The sequence below is a fragment of the Paenarthrobacter sp. CAP02 genome, assembly GCF_040137855.1.
GTDB lineage: Bacteria > Actinomycetota > Actinomycetes > Actinomycetales > Micrococcaceae > Arthrobacter.
Map to the genome: position 1 here is coordinate 48,444 of NZ_JBEEII010000009.1, position 22,300 is coordinate 70,743.

Annotated in this window: 24 protein-coding genes; 7 read left to right on the top strand and 17 right to left on the bottom strand. The window is 64.3% G+C overall.

All coding sequences use genetic code 11. The features are described from left to right. Window positions 1-25 precede the first annotated feature (25 nt). Both ABHM97_RS15870 and ABHM97_RS15875 read left to right on the top strand, forming a co-directional pair. A complete protein-coding gene (locus ABHM97_RS15870) occupies window positions 26-838 on the top strand; it encodes an ABC transporter permease (RefSeq protein ID WP_349471437.1) in 813 nt (270 codons plus the stop codon). Further along, window positions 835-1,908, top strand: a complete 1,074-nt coding sequence (locus tag ABHM97_RS15875; RefSeq protein ID WP_349471438.1) for a sulfate/molybdate ABC transporter ATP-binding protein — start codon at window positions 835-837, stop codon at window positions 1,906-1,908. The genes ABHM97_RS15870 and ABHM97_RS15875 overlap by 4 nt, the downstream gene beginning before the upstream one ends. Window positions 1,909-1,912: 4 nt before the next feature. Here the strand turns inward: ABHM97_RS15875 and ABHM97_RS15880 are convergent, their stop codons facing one another. Further along, complete coding sequence (locus tag ABHM97_RS15880; RefSeq protein ID WP_235517724.1) at window positions 1,913-2,530, bottom strand: MSMEG_1061 family FMN-dependent PPOX-type flavoprotein; 618 nt, start codon at window positions 2,528-2,530, stop codon at window positions 1,913-1,915. A 147-nt stretch (window positions 2,531-2,677) separates the two neighbouring features. Here ABHM97_RS15880 and clpB point away from each other — a divergent pair, with 147 nt between their 5' ends. Further along, complete coding sequence (clpB, locus tag ABHM97_RS15885; RefSeq protein ID WP_349471439.1) at window positions 2,678-5,338, top strand: ATP-dependent chaperone ClpB; 2,661 nt, start codon at window positions 2,678-2,680, stop codon at window positions 5,336-5,338. Window positions 5,339-5,350: 12 nt separating this feature from the next. On the opposite strand, the gene ABHM97_RS15890 is transcribed toward clpB, so the two are convergent. Further along, the gene (locus tag ABHM97_RS15890; RefSeq protein WP_349471440.1) at window positions 5,351-6,061 is read right to left on the bottom strand and encodes a septum formation family protein; all 711 of its coding nucleotides are present in this window, start codon (window positions 6,059-6,061) and stop codon (window positions 5,351-5,353) included. Between the two features lie 243 nt (window positions 6,062-6,304). On the opposite strand from ABHM97_RS15890, the gene ABHM97_RS15895 reads away from it, so the two are divergent. The 3 genes from ABHM97_RS15895 (at window position 6,305) to ABHM97_RS15905 (ending at window position 8,272) form a co-directional block, all read left to right on the top strand. Beyond that, complete coding sequence (locus ABHM97_RS15895; protein ID WP_024818182.1) at window positions 6,305-6,529, top strand: DUF3073 domain-containing protein; 225 nt, start codon at window positions 6,305-6,307, stop codon at window positions 6,527-6,529. Window positions 6,530-6,713: 184 nt separating this feature from the next. After that, window positions 6,714-7,496: a VOC family protein gene (locus tag ABHM97_RS15900; protein ID WP_257369525.1), complete on the top strand. Its 783-nt coding sequence runs from the start codon at window positions 6,714-6,716 to the stop codon at window positions 7,494-7,496. Then, complete coding sequence (locus tag ABHM97_RS15905) at window positions 7,493-8,272, top strand: VOC family protein (protein ID WP_349471441.1); 780 nt, start codon at window positions 7,493-7,495, stop codon at window positions 8,270-8,272. The genes ABHM97_RS15900 and ABHM97_RS15905 overlap by 4 nt, the downstream gene beginning before the upstream one ends. A gap of 81 nt (window positions 8,273-8,353) precedes the next feature. Here the strand turns inward: ABHM97_RS15905 and purM are convergent, their stop codons facing one another. From purM to ABHM97_RS15935, 6 genes are all read right to left on the bottom strand, one after another. Further along, window positions 8,354-9,517 carry a phosphoribosylformylglycinamidine cyclo-ligase gene (purM, locus tag ABHM97_RS15910; protein WP_349471442.1) on the bottom strand — a complete coding sequence of 388 codons (1,164 nt, stop codon included), beginning with the start codon at window positions 9,515-9,517 and terminating at the stop codon, window positions 8,354-8,356. Continuing rightward, entirely contained in the window at window positions 9,514-11,145 is a 1,632-nt protein-coding gene (purF, locus tag ABHM97_RS15915) for an amidophosphoribosyltransferase (RefSeq protein ID WP_349471443.1), read from the bottom strand. Before purF ends, purM begins: the two co-directional genes overlap by 4 nt. Window positions 11,146-11,280: 135 nt before the next feature. Beyond that, on the bottom strand, window positions 11,281-11,613 hold the full coding sequence (locus ABHM97_RS15920) for a hypothetical protein (protein ID WP_235517714.1): 333 nt from the start codon (window positions 11,611-11,613) through the stop codon (window positions 11,281-11,283). A gap of 91 nt (window positions 11,614-11,704) precedes the next feature. Beyond that, complete coding sequence (gene uraH, locus ABHM97_RS15925) at window positions 11,705-12,046, bottom strand: hydroxyisourate hydrolase (protein ID WP_017199951.1); 342 nt, start codon at window positions 12,044-12,046, stop codon at window positions 11,705-11,707. After that, on the bottom strand, window positions 12,043-12,552 hold the full coding sequence (uraD, locus tag ABHM97_RS15930; protein ID WP_257369534.1) for a 2-oxo-4-hydroxy-4-carboxy-5-ureidoimidazoline decarboxylase: 510 nt from the start codon (window positions 12,550-12,552) through the stop codon (window positions 12,043-12,045). Before uraD ends, uraH begins: the two co-directional genes overlap by 4 nt. 154 nt (window positions 12,553-12,706) lie before the next feature. Further along, window positions 12,707-13,537: a phosphatase PAP2 family protein gene (locus tag ABHM97_RS15935; protein WP_284987601.1), complete on the bottom strand. Its 831-nt coding sequence runs from the start codon at window positions 13,535-13,537 to the stop codon at window positions 12,707-12,709. A gap of 152 nt (window positions 13,538-13,689) precedes the next feature. On the opposite strand from ABHM97_RS15935, the gene ABHM97_RS15940 reads away from it, so the two are divergent. After that, complete coding sequence (locus tag ABHM97_RS15940; RefSeq protein ID WP_349471444.1) at window positions 13,690-14,784, top strand: pyridoxal-phosphate-dependent aminotransferase family protein; 1,095 nt, start codon at window positions 13,690-13,692, stop codon at window positions 14,782-14,784. 71 nt (window positions 14,785-14,855) lie between these two features. On the opposite strand, the gene ABHM97_RS15945 is transcribed toward ABHM97_RS15940, so the two are convergent. From ABHM97_RS15945 to ABHM97_RS15985, 9 genes are all read right to left on the bottom strand, one after another. Further along, window positions 14,856-15,119: a hypothetical protein gene (locus ABHM97_RS15945; RefSeq protein WP_349471445.1), complete on the bottom strand. Its 264-nt coding sequence runs from the start codon at window positions 15,117-15,119 to the stop codon at window positions 14,856-14,858. Between the two features lie 8 nt (window positions 15,120-15,127). Next, window positions 15,128-16,213: a C2 family cysteine protease gene (locus tag ABHM97_RS15950; protein WP_349471446.1), complete on the bottom strand. Its 1,086-nt coding sequence runs from the start codon at window positions 16,211-16,213 to the stop codon at window positions 15,128-15,130. Beyond that, window positions 16,213-16,770 carry a hypothetical protein gene (locus ABHM97_RS15955; RefSeq protein WP_349471447.1) on the bottom strand — a complete coding sequence of 186 codons (558 nt, stop codon included), beginning with the start codon at window positions 16,768-16,770 and terminating at the stop codon, window positions 16,213-16,215. Before ABHM97_RS15955 ends, ABHM97_RS15950 begins: the two co-directional genes overlap by 1 nt. A 168-nt stretch (window positions 16,771-16,938) precedes the next feature. Next, window positions 16,939-17,358 (bottom strand): ATP-binding protein, encoded by a 420-nt coding sequence (locus ABHM97_RS15960; RefSeq protein WP_284987607.1) that lies wholly within the window; start codon window positions 17,356-17,358, stop codon window positions 16,939-16,941. Then, a complete protein-coding gene (locus ABHM97_RS15965) occupies window positions 17,351-17,683 on the bottom strand; it encodes an STAS domain-containing protein (protein WP_235517702.1) in 333 nt (110 codons plus the stop codon). Before ABHM97_RS15965 ends, ABHM97_RS15960 begins: the two co-directional genes overlap by 8 nt. After that, on the bottom strand, window positions 17,673-19,649 hold the full coding sequence (locus tag ABHM97_RS15970; RefSeq protein WP_349471448.1) for a glycosyltransferase family 2 protein: 1,977 nt from the start codon (window positions 19,647-19,649) through the stop codon (window positions 17,673-17,675). Before ABHM97_RS15970 ends, ABHM97_RS15965 begins: the two co-directional genes overlap by 11 nt. A 21-nt stretch (window positions 19,650-19,670) precedes the next feature. Next, on the bottom strand, window positions 19,671-20,777 hold the full coding sequence (locus ABHM97_RS15975; RefSeq protein WP_349471449.1) for a PP2C family protein-serine/threonine phosphatase: 1,107 nt from the start codon (window positions 20,775-20,777) through the stop codon (window positions 19,671-19,673). Window positions 20,778-20,987: 210 nt separating this feature from the next. Beyond that, window positions 20,988-21,455 (bottom strand): thioredoxin-dependent thiol peroxidase, encoded by a 468-nt coding sequence (gene bcp / locus ABHM97_RS15980; protein WP_257369550.1) that lies wholly within the window; start codon window positions 21,453-21,455, stop codon window positions 20,988-20,990. A gap of 94 nt (window positions 21,456-21,549) precedes the next feature. Further along, window positions 21,550-22,230: a winged helix-turn-helix domain-containing protein gene (locus ABHM97_RS15985; protein ID WP_349471558.1), complete on the bottom strand. Its 681-nt coding sequence runs from the start codon at window positions 22,228-22,230 to the stop codon at window positions 21,550-21,552. Window positions 22,231-22,300: the final 70 nt, after the last annotated feature.

Genomic DNA, 22,300 nt, shown 5'->3' on the forward strand with positions numbered 1-22,300 from the left:
CGAGCCGCACCACTTTGAGGAGACCATGAAGACCGCCAGCGGCTACCAAGGCATCCCGCGCTGGATCTTTGCCGTCGCAGCTGTGGGCGGTCTGCTGGTGGTCCTTCCGTTGCTCGCGATGGTGGCCAAAGTGAACTGGCCGCAGTTCATTCCCCTCGTCACGTCCGATTCGTCGTTGGCCGCACTGGGGCTGAGCTTGCGGACCTCGGCGGCGAGCACCGTCCTCTGCGTCGTGCTGGGTGTCCCGTTGGCGTTGGTGCTGGCCCGCGGCGAGTTCCCCGGACAAAGGCTCCTGCGCTCCTTTGTGCTGTTGCCGCTGGTCCTGCCACCCGTCGTCGGAGGCATAGCGCTCCTGTACACGTTCGGGCGCCAGGGCCTGCTGGGGAAGTCGCTGGAAGTGGCCGGTATCCAGATTGCGTTTTCCACTACCGCGGTGGTTCTGGCTCAGACGTTCGTGGCCTTGCCGTTCCTGGTGGTCAGTCTGGAGGGTGCACTGCGATCGGCCGGAAACAAGTATGAAGCCGTTGCTGCGACACTCGGTGCCCGGCCCACCACGGTTCTCCGGAGGGTCACCCTTCCCCTGGTCCTGCCCGGGCTGGCCTCCGGGGCCGTGTTGTCGTTCGCGCGGAGCCTGGGTGAGTTTGGGGCCACGCTGACCTTCGCGGGGAGCCTTGAAGGGGTCACCCGGACGCTACCGCTGGAAATCTACCTGCAACGGGAAACCGACGCCGATGCCGCCGTCGCGCTGTCCTTGGTCCTGGTGGCGGTGGCAGTTGCGGTGGTGGGGCTCAGCTATGGTGCCCGCCGGAGCAGTGCACCTGTGGCGGTCCAGCCATGAGCTTTGAGCTGCAGGCCAGCCTCCGCGCCAGGAATTTCGACATGTCCCTGAGCCTCCGCGATGGCGAAACCGTGGCCATCCTTGGTCCCAACGGGGCGGGCAAATCCACTCTGTTGGGAGTGATCGCGGGGCTGTTGCGGCCCGATTCCGGCTCGGCACGGATCGGCGATAAAGAACTGTTCAACCTCGACGGCGGCTCCCACCATTGGAGCCCACCGCACCAGCGCGGGACTGCGTTGCTTGCCCAGGAGGCGCTGCTTTTCCCGCACCTGAACGCGCTGGACAACGTGGCTTTCGGTCCCCGCAGTGCCGGAGCATCCAAGGCGGCTGCTCGGGAAGCGGCCCAACATTGGCTGATGGAGGTGGACGCCCTGCCGCTTGCCCATCGAAAACCCTCCCAACTGTCCGGCGGGCAGGCGCAGCGGGTCGCCGTGGCCCGTGCGCTGGCCGCCGAGCCCGAACTCCTCTTGCTCGACGAACCCATGGCGGCGTTGGACATCCATGCAGCACCGTTGCTCCGCCGCGTGCTCAAGCGTGTGCTGAAGGACAGGAAGGCCATTATCGTCACGCACGACGTCCTGGACGCTTACATGCTCGCCGACAGGGTGATCGTGGTGGAGCAGGGCTGCATCGCCGAAGAAGGACCCACGCGCCAAGTCCTGGAACGCCCACGAAGCCAATTCGCGGCTGGCCTCGCAGGGCTCAACCTCGTTTCCGGGATCATCACCAGGGATGGAATCACGACGCCGGATGGCCGGGTTTTCGCCGGCCAGCACGATCCCGACTGGTCACCTGTACCCGGCCAGGCTGGCGTGGCGGCCTTCCCGCCGTCGAGCGTTTCCGTCTTTTTGGGCGACGTCCACGGGAGTCCGCGCAACGCGTTCCCCGTCACCGTCACGGACCTTGAGCCTCACGGAGACCAGATCCGCGTCCGGGCCAGTGCGGGCGCGTTAGCCCAAGCCTTGTCCGCCGATATCACGCCCGCGGCGTCGGCGGACCTGGGCCTGGTGCCCGGAATGGACGTGCGGTTCGTCGTTAAGTCCGCGTTGGTGTCGGTCTACCCGGCATGATGGGTCAGTCCCGGTACATTCCCTCGGCATAGGACGGCCCGTAGTAGGACTCCAGTTCCTCCAGTGGGGCCTCGGGTTGGGTGTAGGTCTTCGCGAGCACCGCAATGCTCGGCAAATCCCCGCTCTCCCAGGTTTCAGGCTGCCAGAGTCCGCTGCGCATGAACGCCTTGCCGCAGTGCGTAAAGACTTCCTCCACAGTCACCACGACGGCGGCACGTGGGCGGTGTCCCTTGACCACCATGTGTTCAAAGAAGTCTGCGTCGCTGACAATGCGTGCCGTCCCGTTGATCCGCAGGGTGTCGGTGCGGCCCGGGACGACAGACAGAATGCCGACGTTCGGGTTTTCCAGGATGTTGTGGAAGCCGAAGGCGAGCTTGTTGCCGGGCCGTTCGGGAATGGCGATGGTGTTGTCGTCCAGCACGTGGATGAAGCCGGCGGGGTCACCCTTGGGTGAGGCATCCACACGGCCCTGGGCATCGGTAGTGGAGATCACGCAGAAGGGGCTGGCGGCGAGCCATTGCCGGTCGAAAGCGCTGAGCTGCCGTCGCACCTTCTTCCGTACGCGATCCAAGGGGCGTCCAATGAGTTCTTCGAGTTCCTCCGCGCTGGAGATAGTGTCCATGCCCCCAGCCTAAGCGCCTCCCCAACCCGACGGCTCTGGACACTGGTTTCGCCGTGGGCAAACATGGAATACAGGGCCCCATATTTCAAAGTTGAGCGTAGTAGACTCAACTTGAAAGAATCGGTCTCACCAGAAAGGGTGCACTCTTTGGACGTCAAATTCACTACCAAAAGCCAGGAGGCCCTTTCTGCGGCCGCCATGAACGCCTCAACCGCGGGCAACCCGCAGCTCGAGCCCGCACACTTGCTCAAAGCACTCATGGACCAGCGCGAAGGCGTCGCAGTGGCGCTCCTGCGTGCCACGGGCGCGGACCCGGATGCCGTCAGCGTCCAGGCAAGCTCTGCCATCAAGGCGCTACCGTCGTCCTCGGGCAGTTCGGTCCAGCAGGCGCAACTCTCCCGCCAGTCCGTGCAGGCCATCCAGGCCGCCCAAGGCGAGGCCGACAAACTCGGCGACTCCTTCGTCTCAACCGAGCACCTGCTGTTGGGGCTCTCGGCCGGAAGTGACGCCGTCGGGAAACTACTGCGCGACGCCGGTGCCTCCCATGAGGCGCTGCTCGCCGCCCTCCCGGGTGTCCGGGGCGACAGGAACGTCAATTCGCCCGACCCGGAAAACACGTTCCAGGCCTTGGAGAAGTTCGGCACCGACCTCACGGCAGTAGCGCGGTCCGGCAAGCTCGACCCCGTCATCGGGCGCGACAGCGAAATCCGCCGCGTCATCCAGGTCCTGAGCCGCCGCACCAAGAACAATCCGGTGCTGATCGGCGAACCCGGCGTCGGTAAGACGGCCGTCGTGGAGGGCTTGGCCCAACGCATGGTAGCCGGTGACGTTCCTGAAAGCCTTCGCGGCAAGACCCTGATCGCCCTGGACCTCGCTTCCATGGTGGCCGGGGCCAAGTACCGTGGCGAGTTCGAGGAGCGGCTGAAGGCTGTCCTTGAGGAAATCAAGAACTCCAACGGCCAGATCGTCACGTTTATCGACGAAATCCACACAGTCGTAGGTGCCGGGGCCACCGGCGAGAGTGCCATGGACGCCGGCAACATGCTCAAGCCCATGCTTGCCCGTGGGGAACTGCGCCTGATTGGTGCCACCACCCTGGACGAATACCGCGAGAACATCGAAAAGGACCCGGCCTTGGAGCGCCGCTTCCAGCAGGTCTACGTCGGCGAGCCCAGTGTCGAGGACACCATCGGCATTCTTCGTGGCTTGAAGGAACGCTACGAGGCGCACCACAAGGTAGCCATTGCCGACTCCGCACTCGTGGCTGCCGCCACCCTGTCCAACCGTTACATCTCAGGCAGGCAGCTGCCGGACAAGGCAATCGACCTTGTGGACGAGGCCGCGTCCCGGCTCCGCATGGAGATCGATTCCGCGCCGGAAGAGATCGACCAGCTCCGCCGCGCCGTCGACCGTTTGACCATGGAGGAACTGGCTCTCCAGAAGGAGACCGACCCGGCCTCGGTGGAGCGGTTGGCTGCGCTGCGTGCCGACATGGCCGATAAGAAAGAGGAGCTCAGCGCCCTTAATGCTCGCTGGGAGGCCGAGAAAGCGGGCCTGAACCGCGTTGGTGACCTCAAAGCCAAGATCGACGAGTTGCGTTCCGCCGCGGACAAGTCGCAGCGCGAAGGCGACCTGGAATCGGCGTCGCGCATCCTCTACGGCGAGCTGCCCGCACTGGAACGGGAGCTGAGTGCCGCGGCCGAAGAAGAAGCCCGCACCAGTGCCGACAGCAAGCCGGAACTCATGGTGGCCGAGGAGGTGACCGCGGACGACATCGCCGAGGTCATCTCCGCGTGGACGGGCATCCCGGCGGGGCGCATGCTTCAGGGCGAATCGCAGAAGCTCCTCCACATGGAAGAGGAACTCGGGAAGCGCCTGATCGGCCAAAGCAAGGCTGTGCAGGCCGTGTCTGACGCTGTCCGCCGGGCCCGCGCAGGCATTAGCGATCCCAACCGGCCCACGGGTTCGTTCCTGTTCCTGGGCCCCACGGGCGTCGGTAAGACGGAGCTGGCCAAAGCGCTGGCAGACTTCCTCTTTGATGATGAGCGCGCCATGATCCGGATCGACATGTCCGAGTACAGCGAGAAGCACGCCGTCGCCCGCCTGGTGGGTGCCCCTCCGGGATACGTGGGCTACGAGGAAGGCGGCCAGCTGACCGAGGCTGTTCGCCGCCGCCCCTACTCGGTGGTGCTGCTGGACGAAGTGGAGAAGGCCCACCCCGAGGTCTTCGACATCCTTTTGCAGGTGCTCGACGACGGCCGCCTCACCGACGGCCAGGGCCGCACCGTGGACTTCCGCAACACCATCCTGGTGCTGACGTCCAACTCCGGAAGCCAGTTCCTGGTGGACCGGTCCTTGGACGCACGGGCCAAGCGGGAAGCCGTCATGGCCGTGGTGCAGGCATCCTTCAAGCCAGAGTTCCTGAACCGGCTGGATGAAATCGTCCTGTTCGAGCCCCTCTCCGTTGAGGAACTGGCCCGGATCGTTGAGCTGCATGTGGCAGAGTTGGGCAAGCGGCTCCGTGATCGACGCCTGAGCCTGGAGGTCACCGACGGAGCACGTGCGTGGCTGGCCATGTCCGGCTACGATCCCGCGTATGGCGCGCGGCCCCTCCGCAGGCTGGTCCAGCGCGAGATCGGAGACCGGCTCGCCAAGGAGATCCTTGCAGGGGAGATCAGCGATGGTGACACCGTGCTGGTAGACACTGCCGCGGACCTGGACGAGCTCACCATTGAGGGGCTCGAAGCCATGGCAGGGGACGACGGCGGAATGCCGGTGGGTTCCGGGCTTACGGTCCGCAGGAAGTAAGGAAGCCGGCAGCTACTTCCCGAGGAGGTTTTCCTTGATGGTATTGCCGGAATCCACCACGATGAAGCAATCAACGCGGCGGTCGCCACGGTCCCAGCTGGTGGTGCTGGGGTAGACGTTCTGCTGAAGGAGGACGTAGTTGTCGGCCGCGGCGTTGAGCTTCACTGTCCGGCACACTTCGCGGCCCTTGTCACGCAACGCATTGGTCCCGGGGAAAGAATCGTCGGCAGGGTAGGTGAAAACAGCGCCAAGCTGGGCCGAGTGCTCAGTATCACACGCCACGGCCCGCGCCTTGGATGCATTGGGATCAAAGTCGGCGAAGCAGTCGCCCACTTGGAAATCCTTGGCCTCGGCATCGCGGGGGAGGGGGCCGGGTGTTGCTGTAGCGCTGGGGGTGGTTGTAGCCGCTTCCGGGCGGGTGCCAAGCAGGTTGAGCAGTACCCAAATCACCACACCGATAAGCACAAGGACACCCAGGACGATCCCGCCGATGACCAGCCGCTGCCGCTTGACCGGGTCCCCGTGCTGCTCGGGCTGCCACTCTTCGGACCCATTCGGTTGCTGCCCCGGATATGCGCTGGGGTAGCTGGGCTGCTGGCCGTCCGTCGGCGGGGCCCACGGTGCAGGAGGGAGCCCTGAGGGTGCGGTGGGCGCAGGGTCCACGGCGTCCTCGCCCTGTTCGCGTGGTGAACCGTCACGTGGTGGGGTGTTGTCCTGGCTCATATTCCGGTGAGTGCCTTCCTGCTCTGGGGTCGCATTGAGGCAGACTCTACCGAATTTTCACCCTTGTTGGAGGTGTCCAGCCTTGGTTTTGCTTGTGGTTGGCTGTGCCGCCGCGTTGTGTTGGCACGCAGGCACCTCCGAAAGCATGTAATCTAGACATACGACAAATTGACCAAACATTCCGGGGCCTCACCGATAGCCAAGGTGACCACCTCCGGTCCAAGTACAAAAGGGGGTCACGCCATGGGGCGCGGCCGTCAAAAGGCAAAAGCTACCAAGCAGGCTCGGGACATTAAGTACTACTCCCCGAACACTGACTATTCGGCACTTGAGCGGGAGCTCACGGGTCCGTCCAGTCGTGTAAAGAGCCACTTCCCCGAAGATCCCCCGGAGCCGGACTATTCGGCCTACGAGGACAAGTACGCGGAAGACGATGACGACGAGGTAGACACCCGCCGTATCGGATAGCTGTCGTGACCAACAGGTGCCTTTGGCACTGAGTTGCGGACCGCCGTCGTACATCAAGGTCAACGCGCATCTTCGGATGCCGTAAATCTTTTGAAAAGGGCCCCCAGGGCACGCCGTTCTTTGGCGTACCCCGGGGGCCCTTTTGTGCGTAGTCTTGAGCTCGGGTGCATCGAAAGGGAGAACCATGCCGGAGGTCGATAGCTATAAGCAGGGGACACCGTGTTGGGTGGACCTGTCCTCCAATGACATCGACGTGTCCACAAAGTTCTACAGCGACCTCTTTGGCTGGGAGCTGGAGGCGCGCGACGCCGGGGACGGTATGACGTACTACATGGCGAAGCTTCGCGGGCGATACGTTGCCGGCCTGATGCAGCAGTCGCCGGACGCGCCGCAAGGGATGCCGTCGTACTGGGCGAATTACCTTGCCGTGGATTCAGCGGACGCTGCTGCCCGGGGCGTGGAGGCCGCCGGAGGATCGTTGCTTTCGCCGCCCGAATCGGTTCCCAACGGCAGCGGCCGCATGTTCTTCGCCACAGACCCCACCGGAGCCCAGATCGGTTTTTGGGAGGCCCTGAACCATCCCGGTTCAGGTCTTGTGAACGAGCCTGGCACCATGATTTGGAACGAGCTTCAAACCAACGACGTCCCCAAGGCAGTGGCCTTCTATAAGGCCGTGACCGGATGCGACAGCCGGACAGAGCCGGCAGGGGACCTGCAGGAATACACATCACTGTTGGTGGACGGAAAGCGGATCGCCGGCGCGCTCACACTCCCCATCGAGGGCCTCTCGCCGTTTTGGATGACGTACTTTGCCGTGGCTAACGTGGATGCCGGTGTGGATATGGCCGTGGAACTCGGCAGCCACGTCATCGCCCCTGCTTTCGACGTGCCGGGCATAGGTCGCATGGCGGTGCTCATGGACCCGGCAGGGGCAGCGTTCAGCATCATGACAGGAGTTACAGCATGACCGTCCGGAAGCATTACACCAACGGTGAGCCGTGCTGGGCCGACCTGCAGGCCAGGGACGTGGCCGCAGCAAAGGAGTTCTACCAGCACCTTTTCGGCTGGAGCTATCAGGACCTGCCTACCCCGGACGGCCGCAGCTACTCCCAGGCCTTCATCGGGGAGCATCTCGTGGCCGTCATCGCCCCGCAGAACCCCCTCCAGGAAGCCGCAGGGAACCACAGCCAGTGGAACATCTACATTGCGGCCACGGACACCGAAGAAATCGGGGAAGACGCCGTTCATGCCGGCGGGAAGCTCCAGTTCGGGCCCGAGGCCGTGGCGGACACTGGGGTGTTGGCGTTCATCGAACCCCCTGGCGGCGGAACCACTGGGGTCTGGCAGGCTGGCACGCACATCGGCAGCCACCTCTTCAACGAGCCTGGTGCGTTGGCTTGGGCCGAGCTGTTGACGCCTGAGCCGCAGGCCGCCGTCGGGTTTTTCCAGCAGCTGTTCGGGCATGAGGTCACCGAATACCCGCAGGACGACGGCGGCAGCTACAGCACGCTGATGGTCAACGGTGACGAGGTGGCCGGCGTCGTTCCCGCCGACGAAGGCGAGGATGCCGCCTGGCAGATCTATTTCGGTGTCGCGGACGTGCGCCGGGCCGTTGACTCTGCGGTAGCTGCCGGGGGAGTGGTGCTGGTGGACCCCGAGGAAACCACCGAGACCGGATCCCTGGCCACCATTCAGGACCCCCAGGGGGGCGTCCTGAGCCTGATCCAGGTCTCTTCACGCTAGTTGGGAAGCTGGCGAACAACAAAAGAGCGGCCCTGCAGTTCGAAACTGCAGGGCCGCTCTTTTTAAGAGGTGATAGACCGCTTAGGCGTACGCGTTCACCAAACGGACAGCGCCGCCGTCGACACCCTTGGCACCCTGGACGTAGTCCGGGCCGGTCTTGTCGAATGAGGTCAACTCAGAGTCAGCCGAAACAGTACCCATGACCCACGACGGCAGTCCGCGGTCATTGAGGCGGGCGACGGCAGCGTCGGCAACTTCGGGGGACACGATGGCGATCATGCCCACGCCGAGGTTCAGCGTGCGCTCCAGGTCGGCCAGCGGGACGTTGCCCAGCTCGGAGACCAGCTTGAAGATCGCGGGGAGTTCCCAGGTGTTGCGGTCAACCGTGGCAACCAGGCCCTGCGGGAGGACGCGGGCCAGGTTGGCGGCCAGGCCACCACCGGTCACGTGGCTGAAGCCGTGAACTGCGGCGCCACCCGTGAGCGGGAAGGTGCGTGCGAGGTCCAGGCAGTCGGCTGCGTAGACGCGGGTGGGCTCAAGGAGCTCCTCGCCCAGCGTGCGGCCGAGCTCGGAAACCTGGCGGTCCAGGGCCCAGCCGGCGTGGTTGATGACGCGACGGACCAGGGAGTAGCCGTTGGAGTGCAGGCCGGAGGATGCCATGCCGATCACGACGTCGCCGGCGCGGACGCGGTCCGGGCCAAGCAGGGCATCGGCTTCAACAACACCGGTAGCGGCACCGGCGACGTCGTACTCGTGCTCACCCAGGAGGCCCGGGTGCTCGGCGGTCTCGCCGCCCACAAGGGCGGTGCCGGCAACAGAACACGCAGCCGCGATACCGCGCACGATGTCGGCGATGCGCTCCGGGACAACCTTGCCGCAGGCGATGTAGTCGGTCATGTACAGCGGCTCGGCACCAACCACCACGATGTCGTCCACAACCATGCCCACCAGGTCGAAACCGATGGTGTCGTGGATGTCCATGGCCTGGGCAATGGCAACCTTGGTGCCCACGCCGTCAGTGGACGTGGCGAGCAGCGGCTTCTTGTAGGTCAGCAGCTTCGAGACGTCGTACAGGCCAGCGAAACCGCCGACGCCGCCAATCACCGAGTTGTTGTGGGTCGCCTTGACGGCGTCCTTCATGAGTTCGACGGCGCGGTCTCCCGCTTCGACGTCGACACCTGCAGAAGCGTAAGTGATGGCGTTTGCATTCTGGGTGCTGTCAGCGGCGGGGGTTGCGGAGGTCATACAGACTCTTTCTTGTCGGCGTCGGTCAAACGATCAGCGTCGGTAAGGAGGTTTTCGAATTCGGCGTCGGGTCCCGGATCGCAGCCTGTGGCACCGGGCTTCTCGGCCGGATCCTCGGAGTCGTCCACGGACTCGGACTCAGTGGCCGGTTCCAGGCCGCCCAGGTCCGTGCGCTCCAGCAGGTTCTTGCCCAGCTTGTCCGCATGTGGCAGCTCAATCGGGTACTTGCCCGTAAAGCAGGCCGTGCACAGGCGTTCGCGCGGCTGCTGGGTGGCGCCGATCATGCCATCCTCGGAGATGTAGGCCAGCGAGTCAGCGCCGATGGCCTGTGAAATCTCCTCGATGGTTGCGCCGTTGGCGATCAGCTCCGCGCGGGACGCGAAATCGATGCCATAGAAGCAGGGCCACTGAACCGGCGGGGAGGAGATCTTCACGTGCACCGCTGCAGCGCCGGCTTCGCGGAGCATCCGGACGATTGCGCGCTGCGTGTTGCCGCGGACGATCGAGTCGTCCACCACCACAATGCGCTTGCCACGGATCACCGATTCCAAGGCGTTGAGCTTCAGGCGGATACCCAGCTGGCGTAGGGTCTGCGAGGGCTGGATAAAGGTACGGCCAACGTAGGCGTTCTTGACGAAGCCGTGAGCGAACGGGATGCCCGACTGTTCGGCGTAACCAACAGCCGCAGGGGTACCCGATTCCGGAACGGGGATGACCAGATCGGCCTCGTGCGTGTTTTCGCGGGCCAACTGGCGGCCCATCTCAACACGGGCCTCGTACACGGAGCGGCCGGCAATGGCAGCGTCCGGGCGGGCAAGGTAGACGTATTCGAAGACGCAGCCGGCGGGGGTAGCCTCAGCGAAGCGCTGCGAACGGACGCCGTCCTCGTCGATGGCAATGAATTCGCCGGGTTCGATCTCGCGGATGAAGCTCGCACCAACGGTGGCAAGACCGGCCTGCTCGGAAGCGACCACCCAGCCACGGTCCAGGCGGCCCAGGCACAGCGGGCGGATGCCGTATGTGTCACGGGCTGCGTAGAGGGTTCCCTCGTCCATGAAGACGAAGCAGAAGCCACCCTTGATCTTGGGTAGGAGCTCCAGAGCAGTCTGCTCCAGGGTCTTGCCTTCTTCGCCCTCAAGGAGTGCGGTCACCAGTGCGGTGTCAGAGGTGTTTCCCTGCTTCATTTCACCGGTCAGCTGGCCATCGTTGCGCTCAAGGATCATTTCCCGGAGTTCAGCCGTGTTGGTCAGGTTGCCGTTGTGGGCCAGTGCAACCGTGCCGGTTGCGGTCGCACCCAGGGTTGGCTGCGCGTTGGCCCAGTGGCTTGCACCGGTGGTGGAGTACCGGCAGTGGCCAACGGCCAGGTGCCCGGTGAGGGTGTTCAGGGTTGTCTCGTCGAAGACCTGGGACACAAGGCCCATGTCTTTATAGACATTGATGCGCTTGCCGTCACTGGTAGCAATACCAGCCGATTCTTGTCCGCGGTGCTGCAGCGCATACAGCCCGTAATAGGTGAGTTTTGCTACTTCTTCACCGGGAGCCCAAACCCCGAAGACGCCACAAGCGTCCTGGGGGCCTTTTTCGCCAGGGAGAAGATCATGAGAAAGTTTTCCGTCGCCACGTGCCACTGGTCGATTGTCTCATGTTGTGGCCGTGGTAGGTCCCCCCGCAGCCTATGTGACCCCGCGAACAGCGCCGATACGGGCAAAATGCGACACGTCTCACAGTGCCTCCCCCGCGAAAGGTGGGTCTTAACGCCCGACTTACCGGACGTCGTCGTGCTCTGGGCCTTCATCCGGAACCGAGTCCGGAACGGCTTCCACCACGGCGCGCTGTGAGCGCTTGACGCTGACCCGGTCCAGGACCAGGGCGAGGATCGAGAACACGATGACGCCGCCGCCTGCGCAGACGATCAGGAAGAAACCAAAGACGGTGCTGGCGTCGAAGGCGGGGTCCGCCGGGCGGCCGTAAGCGATGATCGCGGCCACGATTGCGCCCACCACCGCGCCCAGAATCATGAAGGGTACGAACTTGGGTGCCCGGCGAACCGTGATTTCGCGGCGGGCGGAGTTGGGGGTGGTGTCCTTTGAAGCCATGTGTTAAAGCCTACCGTTCCCCGCCGATACGACAGCTAATGCCAATGTTCCTGGGGAACATTGGCATCAGCTGGCAACTCGGCGGGGTGGGTTAGCTGCCGCGATACGTCGAGAACGCGAACGGGCTCAGCAGCAGGGGCACGTGGTAGTGCTCGCCGGCATCGGAAACTGTGAAGTTCAGGTCCACTTCGGGGAAGAACGTCTCCGTGCCAAGGCCTTCGTAGTAGGCGCCCGTGGCGAAGTTCAGCCGGTACGCTCCGCCGGGAATCCGCTCCGGGCCAAGGGTCTTGATGCGGCCGTCGGCGTCCGTTTCGCCCTTCGCCACCAGGGTCCAGTCGTCGCCTTCGCGGACGTAAAGTACGACGGCGACGCCAGCCGCCGGGCGACCGGAACCGGTGTCGAGGATGTGGGTTGTTACCTGCGAAACGCTCATGCGTTGACTCCTTCGCTGACCAGTCCGGAGAGGCGCAACAGTGCGATCTCCCGCAGCTGGCCGGCCACGATTGTGTCTTCTTCTTCGGGTGTGTGGGTAATGCGTTCCTGCAGCGTGGCGAGGATTTCCTCGGCGCTGCGGCCTGCGGCGCGGATCAGGAAAACCCTGCCAAATTTTTCCTCGTAGGCACGGTTCCCCTCGGCCAGGGCCGCTGTTGTCTGGTTGTCGCCGGGGTCAACTCCGGCTTGCTCCGAACGCGACATTGCGGCCTCGGTGGTCTGTGCCTTGGGGCGTTCGCCGATCCGGGGGTGGTGTGCCATGGCAGACTCCACTTCGGCCGGCGTGAAGGGGTGCGCGGCTTTGTTGGCGTGGGCCAACAAGTCGTCCACGCTTGCGAAGGGGCGGGCGTCGACGATTGTTTCGACCCAGCGGCTGATATCCAGGCAGGGTGTCAGGGTCTTGACGGCCTCATCCCGCTCAAGGCTGTTGAATACTGCAAGCTCCATGCTTGTCATCCTCAGGCAAATGCTGGCATCCATGGTGTGGGCTATGCGGAACTCCTGCTGTTCAGCAGGAGGAAGCGCGATACTTCTGCTTCCGCATCATGGAACTGTTATTTCAGCATACGTAATTTAGTTAAGCCGAGAGATCACTCTGGTGTCAAGAGACTACCGCGGTGTGGCGTCTCGTGCGCACGGTCAGATAGAGGCGATGGGCCGTGATGACCAGCGCCAACCATGAGATGCCAATAGCCCAGGCGGCCAGGACATCGGTCAGCCAGTGATGGCCGAGGTAGACACGGCTCAGGCCCATGGTGATGGCAAATGCCGCCGCCACCGCCACGGTAATGACCCGCGCGCGCAGGGTCTTGAGCCTCAGGATGACCAGGTACGCCACGATGCCCGCGATCACCAGGGAGTTCAGGGAGTGTCCGCTGGGAAAGGAGGGGGAGTGCTCGTAGGGCGGGATGGCGTCGGCAAGGTCCGGCCGGGTGCGGCCAAAGAGTGGCTTGCCGAGGACGGTGATGAGCAGTGAGCCGAGCCCGGCGGCAAGCATCAGGATGACCGGTGTCCAGGACTTCCTGCGCACGGCCAGGAAGATCATGATCACCACGGCAATGATGGGCATTCCCACAGTGCCACCGACGTTTGTGTAGGCAGTGATCGCAACATCCAAAGCAGGGGATCGGACCGTCTTGGCTGCATCAAGTGCTGGATGGTCCAGGCCTGCAACGCCGTCGGCTTCCGTGACCGATTCATAGACCTCTCCGAAAACCAGGGCCAACGACAATGCCACCGCAAGGCCCACGACCAGCGTGATGATGAGCGCTGCATAGGGGCCGAGGAGCCTGGTGATCCACTCGGCGCCCCTGGCCAAGGTGCGCCCGATCGGGGATTTCCAGCGCGTCAGGTCCTGTCCGGCAACGAAGCGGTCCTGGCTTACTTCGCCCTGGACGCCGGCTTCCGGTTGCTTCTGCCCTTCAGTCGTCACTCTTGTCCCCTATCCGTGGCGGCCTCCGCATTGGTGAGCAACCTTAGCATTTTCACCTTGGGCGATCCTGGGGATGCGTTCAGGGAAGCTGCCGTTCGCTCCGTCCACCACGCTGGGGCAGAATGACCACTACCAGCGGAAGGAGTTCCAACATGCCAGACATTCTGACGTCCAGGTTCCTGTTCGGTCCCGGCCCCAGCAATTGCTACCCCGAAGCCATGGCCGCCTTGGCGTACCCCGTGCTAGGCCACCTGGACCCAGTGTTCATCGAGCGGCTCGACCACACCTGCGAGGGCCTCCGTACAGTGTGGGGGACTTCCAATGCGCGCACACTTCCGCTGAGCGCTACCGGTTCCGGCGGGATGGAAGCGGCTTTCGTGAACACCGTGTCCGACGGCGACGTGGCAGTGATCGCCGTCAACGGCCTTTTCGGGGCGCGGATGTGTGAGGTCGCCCGGCGCTGCGGCGCAGAGGTGGTCCGCGTGGACCATGAGTGGGGCCAGCCCATCGACGCCGACCGGGTGCTCTCGGCACACCCTCATCCCAAAGTGATCGCGGCGGTCCACGCTGAGACATCCGTAGGCGTGATCTCCGACATCGCCGCACTCGGTGCCGGAAAGGGAGACGCGCTGCTGATTACGGACGCCGTCACATCGATCGGTGGGTTGGAGCTCCTGGCGGACGACTGGGGGATCGACGTCGGATACGCGGGCACGCAGAAGTGCTTGGGCGTCCCGCCGGGCTTGTCTCCCTTCACGGTGTCCGACCGCGCGTTCGAACGCCGCGTCAAGGACCCGCGCTCCTGGTACCTGGATATTGGGCTGCTCGGCGGCTACGTCGGCGCGGCCAGCGGTGCCCGCACCTACCACCACACAGCACCGGTCACCATGATCGCCGGCCTGGAAGCTGCATTGGACCGCATCCTCGCCGAAGGGCTGGACGTTGTTCAGGCCCGGCATCGCGCCGCTGGTGACGCGTTGCAGAACGGGCTGCAGGAGATGGGGCTGGAACTGTTCGCCGCCGAAGGTTCCCGGTTGCCGAGCCTCACCACCGTCAAAGTGCCCGACGGCGTGAACTCGGCTGCCGTGCGCGCCTACCTTTTGAAGCACTTCAGCATGGAAATTGGCTCTGGGGTGGGGGAATACGCGGACACGGTGTGGCGGATCGGCATGATGGGCCCCAACGCCAACAGTGCGTCGGTGACACTGGTGCTGGGCGCCCTGAAAGAGGCCCTCGCCAAAGCCTGACGCTCGCTCACGTCCCGCCTGTTTGGGGGTGACGCTCTCTCACGTTCCGCCTGTTTGGGCGTGACGCTCTCTCACGTCCCGCCGTCGTACTTCAACGTCACCGAGGCGAGGGCCGAGTCGTCGTCGGGCTGGATCCCCGTGACGGTGAGGGTCCCCGCGCCGGGGAGAGTGACGGACTGCCCCTCCCGGAAGGCCTGCTTCCGTTCCTCCTCTGCCGTCCGGATCCAGAACTGCACGGCAGGGGCTCCTTCGGCCATGCCAATCTTGACCACCCCAACTTTCACGCCGTCGAAGGTTGGCTGCATTCCTTGCTTCACGGTTACCAGCTGTTCCACGGCCATCCCTACTTCACATCCACGGAGTACACGGAATCGAAGTTCTCCTTGTACTCATCTTCGGTCAGTTCCAGCGTTCCGGACTTGTGGTCGCTGTCGCCCTCCATGTAACCGCCTGAAGGCCCCCATGGGTTGGCCAGCACGATGACCTTCTGGCCGTCGTCGTTGGTTTTCACATCCACCACCATGTACGCGTGGTTGGGGACCACATCTGTGCGGTTGACCTCTTCAGATTCCCAGAACCAATCGAAGTCGTCGTCTTTCACATCTTCGGTGCCTACGGAGACCGCTTTGCCGTCCGAAAGTTTGTCCTCGATGTCGTCCAGGTTCAGCTCCCCGTCCTTATCCGCGGACTTTCCGGTCATCAGCTCCATGGCTTCGTTGCTGTAGCCGCCGTCGATGTCATCGTAGGAGCCGCCCCGGTGCTCAGCGGCAGCGCGTTCGTAGATGGACAACCAGTTCGGTTGGCCGTCTGCGCCGCGGACTCCGCCCTCCGTGGACTTGGCCTCCACAGTCACCTCCACGGGTTCGCCGTCGTCATACAGGGTGACAACCCAGTGTGTTGGCGGGTCGCCGACGGGACGCATATGCGATTCCAGGAACTCATCCAATTTGCCCTGCCGCTCCAATTCCTGGGCCACCGAACCCATCCCGGCCAGCAGCCAGCAGTCACCGATCTGGCCCTGGCGGATGTCGCTGGGGTTGCCGGCGTCGGGGTCCTTTCGAACATCGCCGGGAACATCGACGTCGGGCGTGTCCGGGTTCAGGGGCCCGGGGTCGCCGGGCGGGTTGGAGTCGCCCCGCCCGGAACGATCGGAGCCCGAAGACCCCGAGCTGGACTTGTCCTGCTCGTCCGCGTTCCGGGCCAATTCCGTGGCCTGGTCCCGTAGCTCGGCGGAGATCCTCACCAGCATTGGCCGGTGCTCGGAGTTCCACGACGCCCGGAATGTCGCAGCATCCCTGCCGTCCCAGCGGGCGTTGGCGATGAGGCTTCCCAGTTCCTGGGACAGCGAGGTCATTCGCTCGGAGTGCCGGGACATGGTTTTGGCTAATGTCCGCAACTGTTCAATGTCAGCACCGTAGAATCCCGGCATTACTTGTCCCCCCCTGCCAGTTCGTTGGTATCGCAGCGTTCGGACGCCACCGGCGCGGTGATCCGCAGGTAGGCCGGGCTCTTCGATTCGATGGTGACAGTGGCGCCGACGCCGTCAGTGCTCCGAGTGACCACCCAGCCGCCCGGGACTGGGTCAGTGCCGTCAAATGTTGGGAATCCGTGCTTCTTGAGGACGGGATCGGCGGCAGTAAAGACCTCTTCGAAGTTCCTTGAACGCTCCACAATGTCCGCGCTGCTTTTCATGCTCTGCGGGGAAAACACGCACCTGCCGTCTTGAGCGTGGCTCATGCGTGCCGGATCATCCGCGGACCAAGTGATGTCCGGCATCTGTTTCTCCAGCGCGGCAACGAGGTCGGCGCGCAGCGAATCGTACTTGTCGGCGCTCTCGGCCAGGGGAGCCGGACTGGCGGTGACGGGAGGCGCGCTGCTCGGTTCCCGGGTGGGACCGTCGGGAGTGGTGGTGCATCCCGCAGCAACGGTCGCCATCAACAGGGCAGCAGCCAGCGCCCAAGGTTTTCGGTCCAGACGGCGGTTCATAGGTCCCCAGTTCGTTGAGCGCCCGACGGCGGTTCTCACCGAATGCTTTCACGGCGGCTTGGGTATGGCGATGGGGAGAACAACCCGTGGTAGGTGAGTGAGGGTTGGCCGGAAGGGGGTGGGATGTGAGTGAGGGTTGGCGGGAAGGGGGTGGGATGTGAGTGAGGGTCAGGTGTTGCGGGTCAGGATCCAGGTGTTGGTGCCGTCCTGGCGCTCGAACGTCACCGTGGTCACCAGTGCCTCGATCAATGCCAGCCCCCGCCCGGACTCCGCCTCAGAATCCGGCATGGACGCCTGCATGTCGTCGGCGAACGGCTCGCGGGCGTTGAAGGCGCTCACCCTGGCCACCAGTCGGCTGGGACGGACGCTGATGTCGACGTCGATCTCCACAGGCTTCTCTGCCGCCGGCAACGCGTGCTGCACAATGTTGGCGGCGGCTTCGATCACGGCGGTCGCGAAAGTCATCCGGTCCATATCGGGCACGAAGGAAGCGTCGTCCCACAAGGCATCCAGTTCGTTGTGGATGGACTCGATTGCTTCCTCGGTGGAAGGCCCGTGGAACCCCCGGCGGGCGATCACGTCAGTCATCGCCGAATGCTTCCTCAGCCGAAGGGTAGGCCGTGAGCACGCGGTCCATGTTGGTCAGTTCCAGCACCATCTTCACCTGCGGCTGAACTGCGGCGATGCGGAGGTCGCCGCCGGCCTGGCGTGCTGCTTTGAGGCAACCGATCAGTGCGCCCAGCCCGGACGAGTCCATGAAGTTGGTCTCGGCCAGGTTCACCACCACGCGGTTGGAGCCACCGGCCACAACCTCGTTCACTACCTCGCGGAGTTTGGGCGCGGCCACCATGTTCAAGCGCCCAACGCTCTTCACTTCCGCGTAGGTGTCCTTGACCTCATAGCTAAACTGCATCTGCATTCCTTTCCTCCGGGCGCTTGGGCCCAACATCCTCAGGCACGAAACCCTTGTACAAAACTGCCTTGACCAGCACGCTCAGGACAACCAGGTCGAACGCTACCCACGCCACGTTCACCAGGGTTCCCAACGGTTCGGAAAGCCCGGTCAGCAGGCGGGCGATACCGACCACCATCGCCACAGCCAACAGGACAGCCACCGTGATCTGCGGGCGGATGAGGCTCCAACTCGGTCCGCCGCTCTGGCGTGCTTTGGGGGTGACCGCGAACCCGAGGGGACGTCCGAACCAAACGTTGCGGGCCGCCGTCGTGCATGCCTTGATCCACGTGGGGAACAGCGCAAGGCTGTACTGCTGCCCGCGCCAGGTGGGAATCCCGTGCCCCGCCACCACGAACAGCAGCTGGTTGACCACCATGAACGGGATGAAGCGGATGAAGAAGTCCCAGCTGAGGCTGCTGACCGGGAGGATGCCGAGGGTCAGGTAAATGATCGGCGCGGCGAAGTAGACCACGGCCGCAAACCCGCTGAGGTAGCTCCACATGGTGGAGAAGTACATGAGCCGTTGTCCCCAGGACAAGCGCCGTTGCACCAGCGGATTTTCGCGAAGCAGGACCTGCATGGTGCCCTGTGCCCAGCGGAGGCGCTGGGTGAGCATGGTTTTCAGGTCCTCGGGCGCCAGGCCGTTGGCGAGGATTTCGTGGTGGTACACGCTCTTCCAGCCGAGCCCGTGGATGCGCATTGCAGTAGCCATGTCCTCGGTGACCGAGATAGTGGCCAGCGGCATGATCGGCTGGGCTTCATCGGTGCGTTCCACGGAGATGGCGTCCAGGACGGCGTGGACCGATTCGAGCGCGCCCAAGGGCGACCAGTCGCGCCCGGACATGCGGTCGACGGCGTCACTCGCCACAGTGGTGACGCCACCTTCGCCGACGTGGGCGAGTTCCATTGCCGCGATTTCTTCGAGGTCGGACTGCAGGGCGGAGAAGTCCGCTGCGACCAGGGTGCGCACGGCGTCGTCCACTTTGCGCCGCACGCGGTAGGTAATCTCGCTGAGGGACACCCGCGCGTCGAGTTCCTGTTGGGCTGCCGTGGTGGCGGCCTCCACCTCGTTGAGCATCTGCTCCACCAGCGGGTTACGGGCCTCCTCCGAGCGCCGGGCCTTCTTGATGGCCTGCTTGGAGGCGCTCAATGCCCGCCGGACACTCTTCTCCGTGGCTTTGACGTAGCCCACCAGGCCCAGCTGCATGAGGGCTTCGCGGCGCAGGATCGCGTTGGAGCCGCAGAAGAAGGCCGCGTTCCAGCCGTCCTTGCCCTGTTGGATGGGTCCGTAGAACAGGGGCGCCTGGCTGCCCAGGGGATCGTCGGCGGGGACGTTGATGAAGTACTGAGGCGTTTGGACCAGCGCCACGCGGTCATCGTTGAAGTAGCCCAGCGTTTTGTCCAGGATGTCCGGTTCCGGGATCTGGTCGGCGTCGAGAATCAACAGGTATTCGCCCGAGGTGACCATGAGCGCGTTGTTCAGGTTCCCTGCTTTGGCATGCCGCGGCATGTCAGGGGTCCAGTCGGCACCGCGCGTCACGTAGCCGATCCCGTGGGTGTCGGCGAGGTCGCGCATCTCGGGGCGATTGCCGTCGTCGAGAATCCAGGTGCTGTGCGGCCACCGGATGTCCTTGGCGGCCAAGGCCGTGGTCAGGACCAGGTCCAGCGGTTCGTTGTAGGTGGTGATGAAGACGTCCACTGTGGCGTCGGCGGGTGCCGGGGGTGGCGGTTTGCGGATCTTGAGGTTCCACACCGTGAGGCCGAAGAGCATCACATCGATCAGGCTGTACGTTTCAGCGATGACCAGCGGAACGGCGATCCACCACGCATCCCAGTTCAGTGATGCGTACCAACGCCACGCCACGTAGTTGACGCCCAAAATGACCGTGAGGACAACCAGCAGCCGGGTCCAGAAACGTGTCAAAATCCCCCCCTTTTCTGTGGCTCAGCGTTTACGGCGAACGACGACGGCGGTCACGTCATCTTCGGCGGTTGCAGCGGGCGCCAACTCCAGAAGGGCGGCGCACACCTCGTCCGAGGTAGCTCCGTTGCGTGTGACCTTTTCGACGTTAATCACGAACTCCTCCAGCGAATCGTGGGCATCGAGCACCCCGTCGCTGACGATCACCAGGGAATCTCCGGGCTCCAGCTCAAGTTCCGCGGCCGGCCATAGCCGGTCGTCGAGGATGCCTACCGGCGGGCCGGCCGAGACCAGCCGCTGAGCCGCCCCGTCAGCTGGAACGTACAGCGCAAGGCCGTGACCGGCGTCGATATAGCTGAGCTTTCCTGAGGCGCTGTCCAGGCGGGCGTGGAACATGGTGACGAATGAGCCCGACTGGTCAAGGTCCGAGGTGATGGTGGCGCTGGCCGAGCCGAACGCATCGGCGATCGCCGGGGTGTCCGCCACCGACCGCATCACGGCCCGGACAGTCGCTGCGATCAGGGCCGCGCCCATTCCCTTGCCCATGGCATCGGCGAACGTCAGGTGCATGCCGTCGCTGGTTTGGTACCAGTCGTAGAAGTCCCCGCCAACGCTGCGGGTCGGGCGGAAGGCCCCAGCGACGTCGTACCCTTCCACGCGGACGGTCTCCCGGGGCAGGAGGCTCTGCTGGACGACGGCGGCCCGTTCGAGTTCGTCGACTTGGCGCTGGTCCTCGGCGGGCGCAGCGGGCGTGCGCGCGCGGCGGAAGAGGGCGCGGATGCGGGCCTGGACTTCCTTGGGGCTGAAGGGCTTGCTGATGTAGTCGTCCGCGCCGGTGTCCAGGCCGTTGAGCCGGTCGATCTCGTCCGCGCGGGCTGTGAGCATCAGGACATAGGCGTCCGAGAACTCCCGAAGCCGGCGGCACACTTCCATGCCGTCGATGTCGGGGAGGTTGATGTCCAGGGTCACCAATTCGGCGTTGGTGTTCCGGACGGCCTCGACACCGGACAGTCCGTCGGGCGCCTCGGTCACGACGAAGTCGAGCTGCTCAAGGATGAGGACGAGGAGCCCACGGATGTCGGCATCATCTTCGACGACGACGGCTTGGCGCGGGGACGAGGTTGAGACCATGGCTCCATTAACTAATGCTGCTGGCTATTTGTCACGTTTAGTCATGACATATGTAACGCCCGCGCACAGAGGTGAGCGGGCGTTACAGATTTTGTGCAGTTATGTGAGAGAGGGATTCCCTCAAGCGGGCGGGACGTGAGTGAGGGATTCCCTCAAGCGGGCGGGACGTGAGAGAGCGTCGCGCTCAAGCGGGCGGGACGTGAGAGAGGGTTAGACGCCCAGCTCTTCCTTCAGCGCCTGGACGTGGCCCTGGGCCGAGACCTGGTACTGGGCGAGCTGGACTGTGCCTTCGCCATCCAGGACAACGGTGGAGCGGACGATGCCCTCGACGATTTCGCCGTCTACCAGCTTCTCGCCCCAGGCGCCGTAGGCCAGGGCAACCTTGTGGTCTTCGTCGGAGAGCAGCGGGAAGGTCAGCGCGAATTCGCCGGTGAACTTGGCGAGGGCCTCGGGGCCGTCGGGGGAGATCCCGATGACGTCGTAGCCGTTGCCCTGCAGGCTGGCGAGGTTGTCGCGGAAGTCGCAAGCCTCGGTGGTGCAGCCGGGGGTGGCTGCCTTCGGGTAGAAGTACACAATGACGTTGCGTCCGCGATAGTCGGACAGCGAGACCTTGGTGCCGTCGGCGTCGAGAAGCGCGAAATCAGGTGCTTGCGTTCCGACGAGGAGTTTCTGGGTCATGGCGATCCTTTACATTCAACCGGTGTGCACCGGCGGTCATTTCAAACAACAGCGATCATTCAAAGAACGAAGTCAATGAGGTAGAACAGCGAAATCAGATGCTGTATTCCGCAGGTCCGCGCACTGTGGCATAAGGCCCTGGCACGAACTGGTAGCCGCCACCACGGACGGTGGCGACGGTGTGTCGGGCGGAGCCTAGCTTCCGCCGCACCCTTCCAACATAAACGTCGATCGAGCGAAATGCCGCGCCGGGGAGATCAAATGACTCCAGGAAGCGTTGCAATTCTTCACGTGCAATGGCCCGGGAGCAGTTCACCACGAGGTAGCGCAGCAGCTTGTATTCCATGCCAGTAAAGGAAACGGGCTCCCCATCCAGCAGGACTACTTCAGCGGCGAGGTCCACCGCAAGTTGGCTGCGGCGGCTGGCCAACGTTACGGGCTCGACGGCGGTGCTTCCGCCCGCTGAGGCGCCGTCTGAACGGCTGCTGTCGCGCGCTTCGGCGAGGGCGTCCGCGAGTGTCACGGTCGCCGCCGACTTGGTACCGGCGTCGGCGGCTTCCTGCGGAGTGCCGCCCCAGGAAGTGTCGCCGACGCCGGAGTGTTCTGCCCCGATGGCGGGCCAGATGCGGACTTCCGCCTCCGGGGCAAGTTTCATGGCACGGGCCAGCACCAGGCGGGCTGCCCGTTCCCAGATTTCGGGATCAATGTCGTCGCCCTCGGCCGGGTTGACCCAGAGCGCCAGCCCGTGGGCTGTCAGACCGTTGCGTTCGTGCAGGCCCGGCCGCCGGCCCGGGGGGGGGGGGGGGGGGGGGGGGGGGGGGGGGGGGGGGGGGGGGGGGGGGGGG

What these genes read in the sequence shown, in the direction of transcription:
- bcp (WP_257369550.1), bottom strand. Translation starts at nt 21,455, where the DNA reads ATGACCCAGAAACTCCTCGTCGGAACGCAAGCACCTGATTTCGCGCTT.
- ABHM97_RS15955 (WP_349471447.1), bottom strand. Translation starts at nt 16,770, where the DNA reads ATGAACCGCCGTCTGGACCGAAAACCTTGGGCGCTGGCTGCTGCCCTG.
- uraH (WP_017199951.1), bottom strand. Translation starts at nt 12,046, where the DNA reads ATGAGCGTTTCGCAGGTAACAACCCACATCCTCGACACCGGTTCCGGT.
- ABHM97_RS15870 (WP_349471437.1), top strand. Translation starts at nt 26, where the DNA reads ATGAAGACCGCCAGCGGCTACCAAGGCATCCCGCGCTGGATCTTTGCC.
- uraD (WP_257369534.1), bottom strand. Translation starts at nt 12,552, where the DNA reads ATGGAGCTTGCAGTATTCAACAGCCTTGAGCGGGATGAGGCCGTCAAG.
- ABHM97_RS15875 (WP_349471438.1), top strand. Translation starts at nt 835, where the DNA reads ATGAGCTTTGAGCTGCAGGCCAGCCTCCGCGCCAGGAATTTCGACATG.
- ABHM97_RS15880 (WP_235517724.1), bottom strand. Translation starts at nt 2,530, where the DNA reads ATGGACACTATCTCCAGCGCGGAGGAACTCGAAGAACTCATTGGACGC.
- ABHM97_RS15975 (WP_349471449.1), bottom strand. Translation starts at nt 20,777, where the DNA reads ATGGTCTCAACCTCGTCCCCGCGCCAAGCCGTCGTCGTCGAAGATGAT.
- ABHM97_RS15940 (WP_349471444.1), top strand. Translation starts at nt 13,690, where the DNA reads ATGCCAGACATTCTGACGTCCAGGTTCCTGTTCGGTCCCGGCCCCAGC.
- ABHM97_RS15905 (WP_349471441.1), top strand. Translation starts at nt 7,493, where the DNA reads ATGACCGTCCGGAAGCATTACACCAACGGTGAGCCGTGCTGGGCCGAC.
- ABHM97_RS15895 (WP_024818182.1), top strand. Translation starts at nt 6,305, where the DNA reads ATGGGGCGCGGCCGTCAAAAGGCAAAAGCTACCAAGCAGGCTCGGGAC.
- ABHM97_RS15900 (WP_257369525.1), top strand. Translation starts at nt 6,714, where the DNA reads ATGCCGGAGGTCGATAGCTATAAGCAGGGGACACCGTGTTGGGTGGAC.
- purM (WP_349471442.1), bottom strand. Translation starts at nt 9,517, where the DNA reads ATGACCTCCGCAACCCCCGCCGCTGACAGCACCCAGAATGCAAACGCC.
- ABHM97_RS15965 (WP_235517702.1), bottom strand. Translation starts at nt 17,683, where the DNA reads ATGCAGTTTAGCTATGAGGTCAAGGACACCTACGCGGAAGTGAAGAGC.
- ABHM97_RS15960 (WP_284987607.1), bottom strand. Translation starts at nt 17,358, where the DNA reads ATGACTGACGTGATCGCCCGCCGGGGGTTCCACGGGCCTTCCACCGAG.
- ABHM97_RS15890 (WP_349471440.1), bottom strand. Translation starts at nt 6,061, where the DNA reads ATGAGCCAGGACAACACCCCACCACGTGACGGTTCACCACGCGAACAG.
- ABHM97_RS15920 (WP_235517714.1), bottom strand. Translation starts at nt 11,613, where the DNA reads ATGGCTTCAAAGGACACCACCCCCAACTCCGCCCGCCGCGAAATCACG.
- ABHM97_RS15950 (WP_349471446.1), bottom strand. Translation starts at nt 16,213, where the DNA reads ATGCCGGGATTCTACGGTGCTGACATTGAACAGTTGCGGACATTAGCC.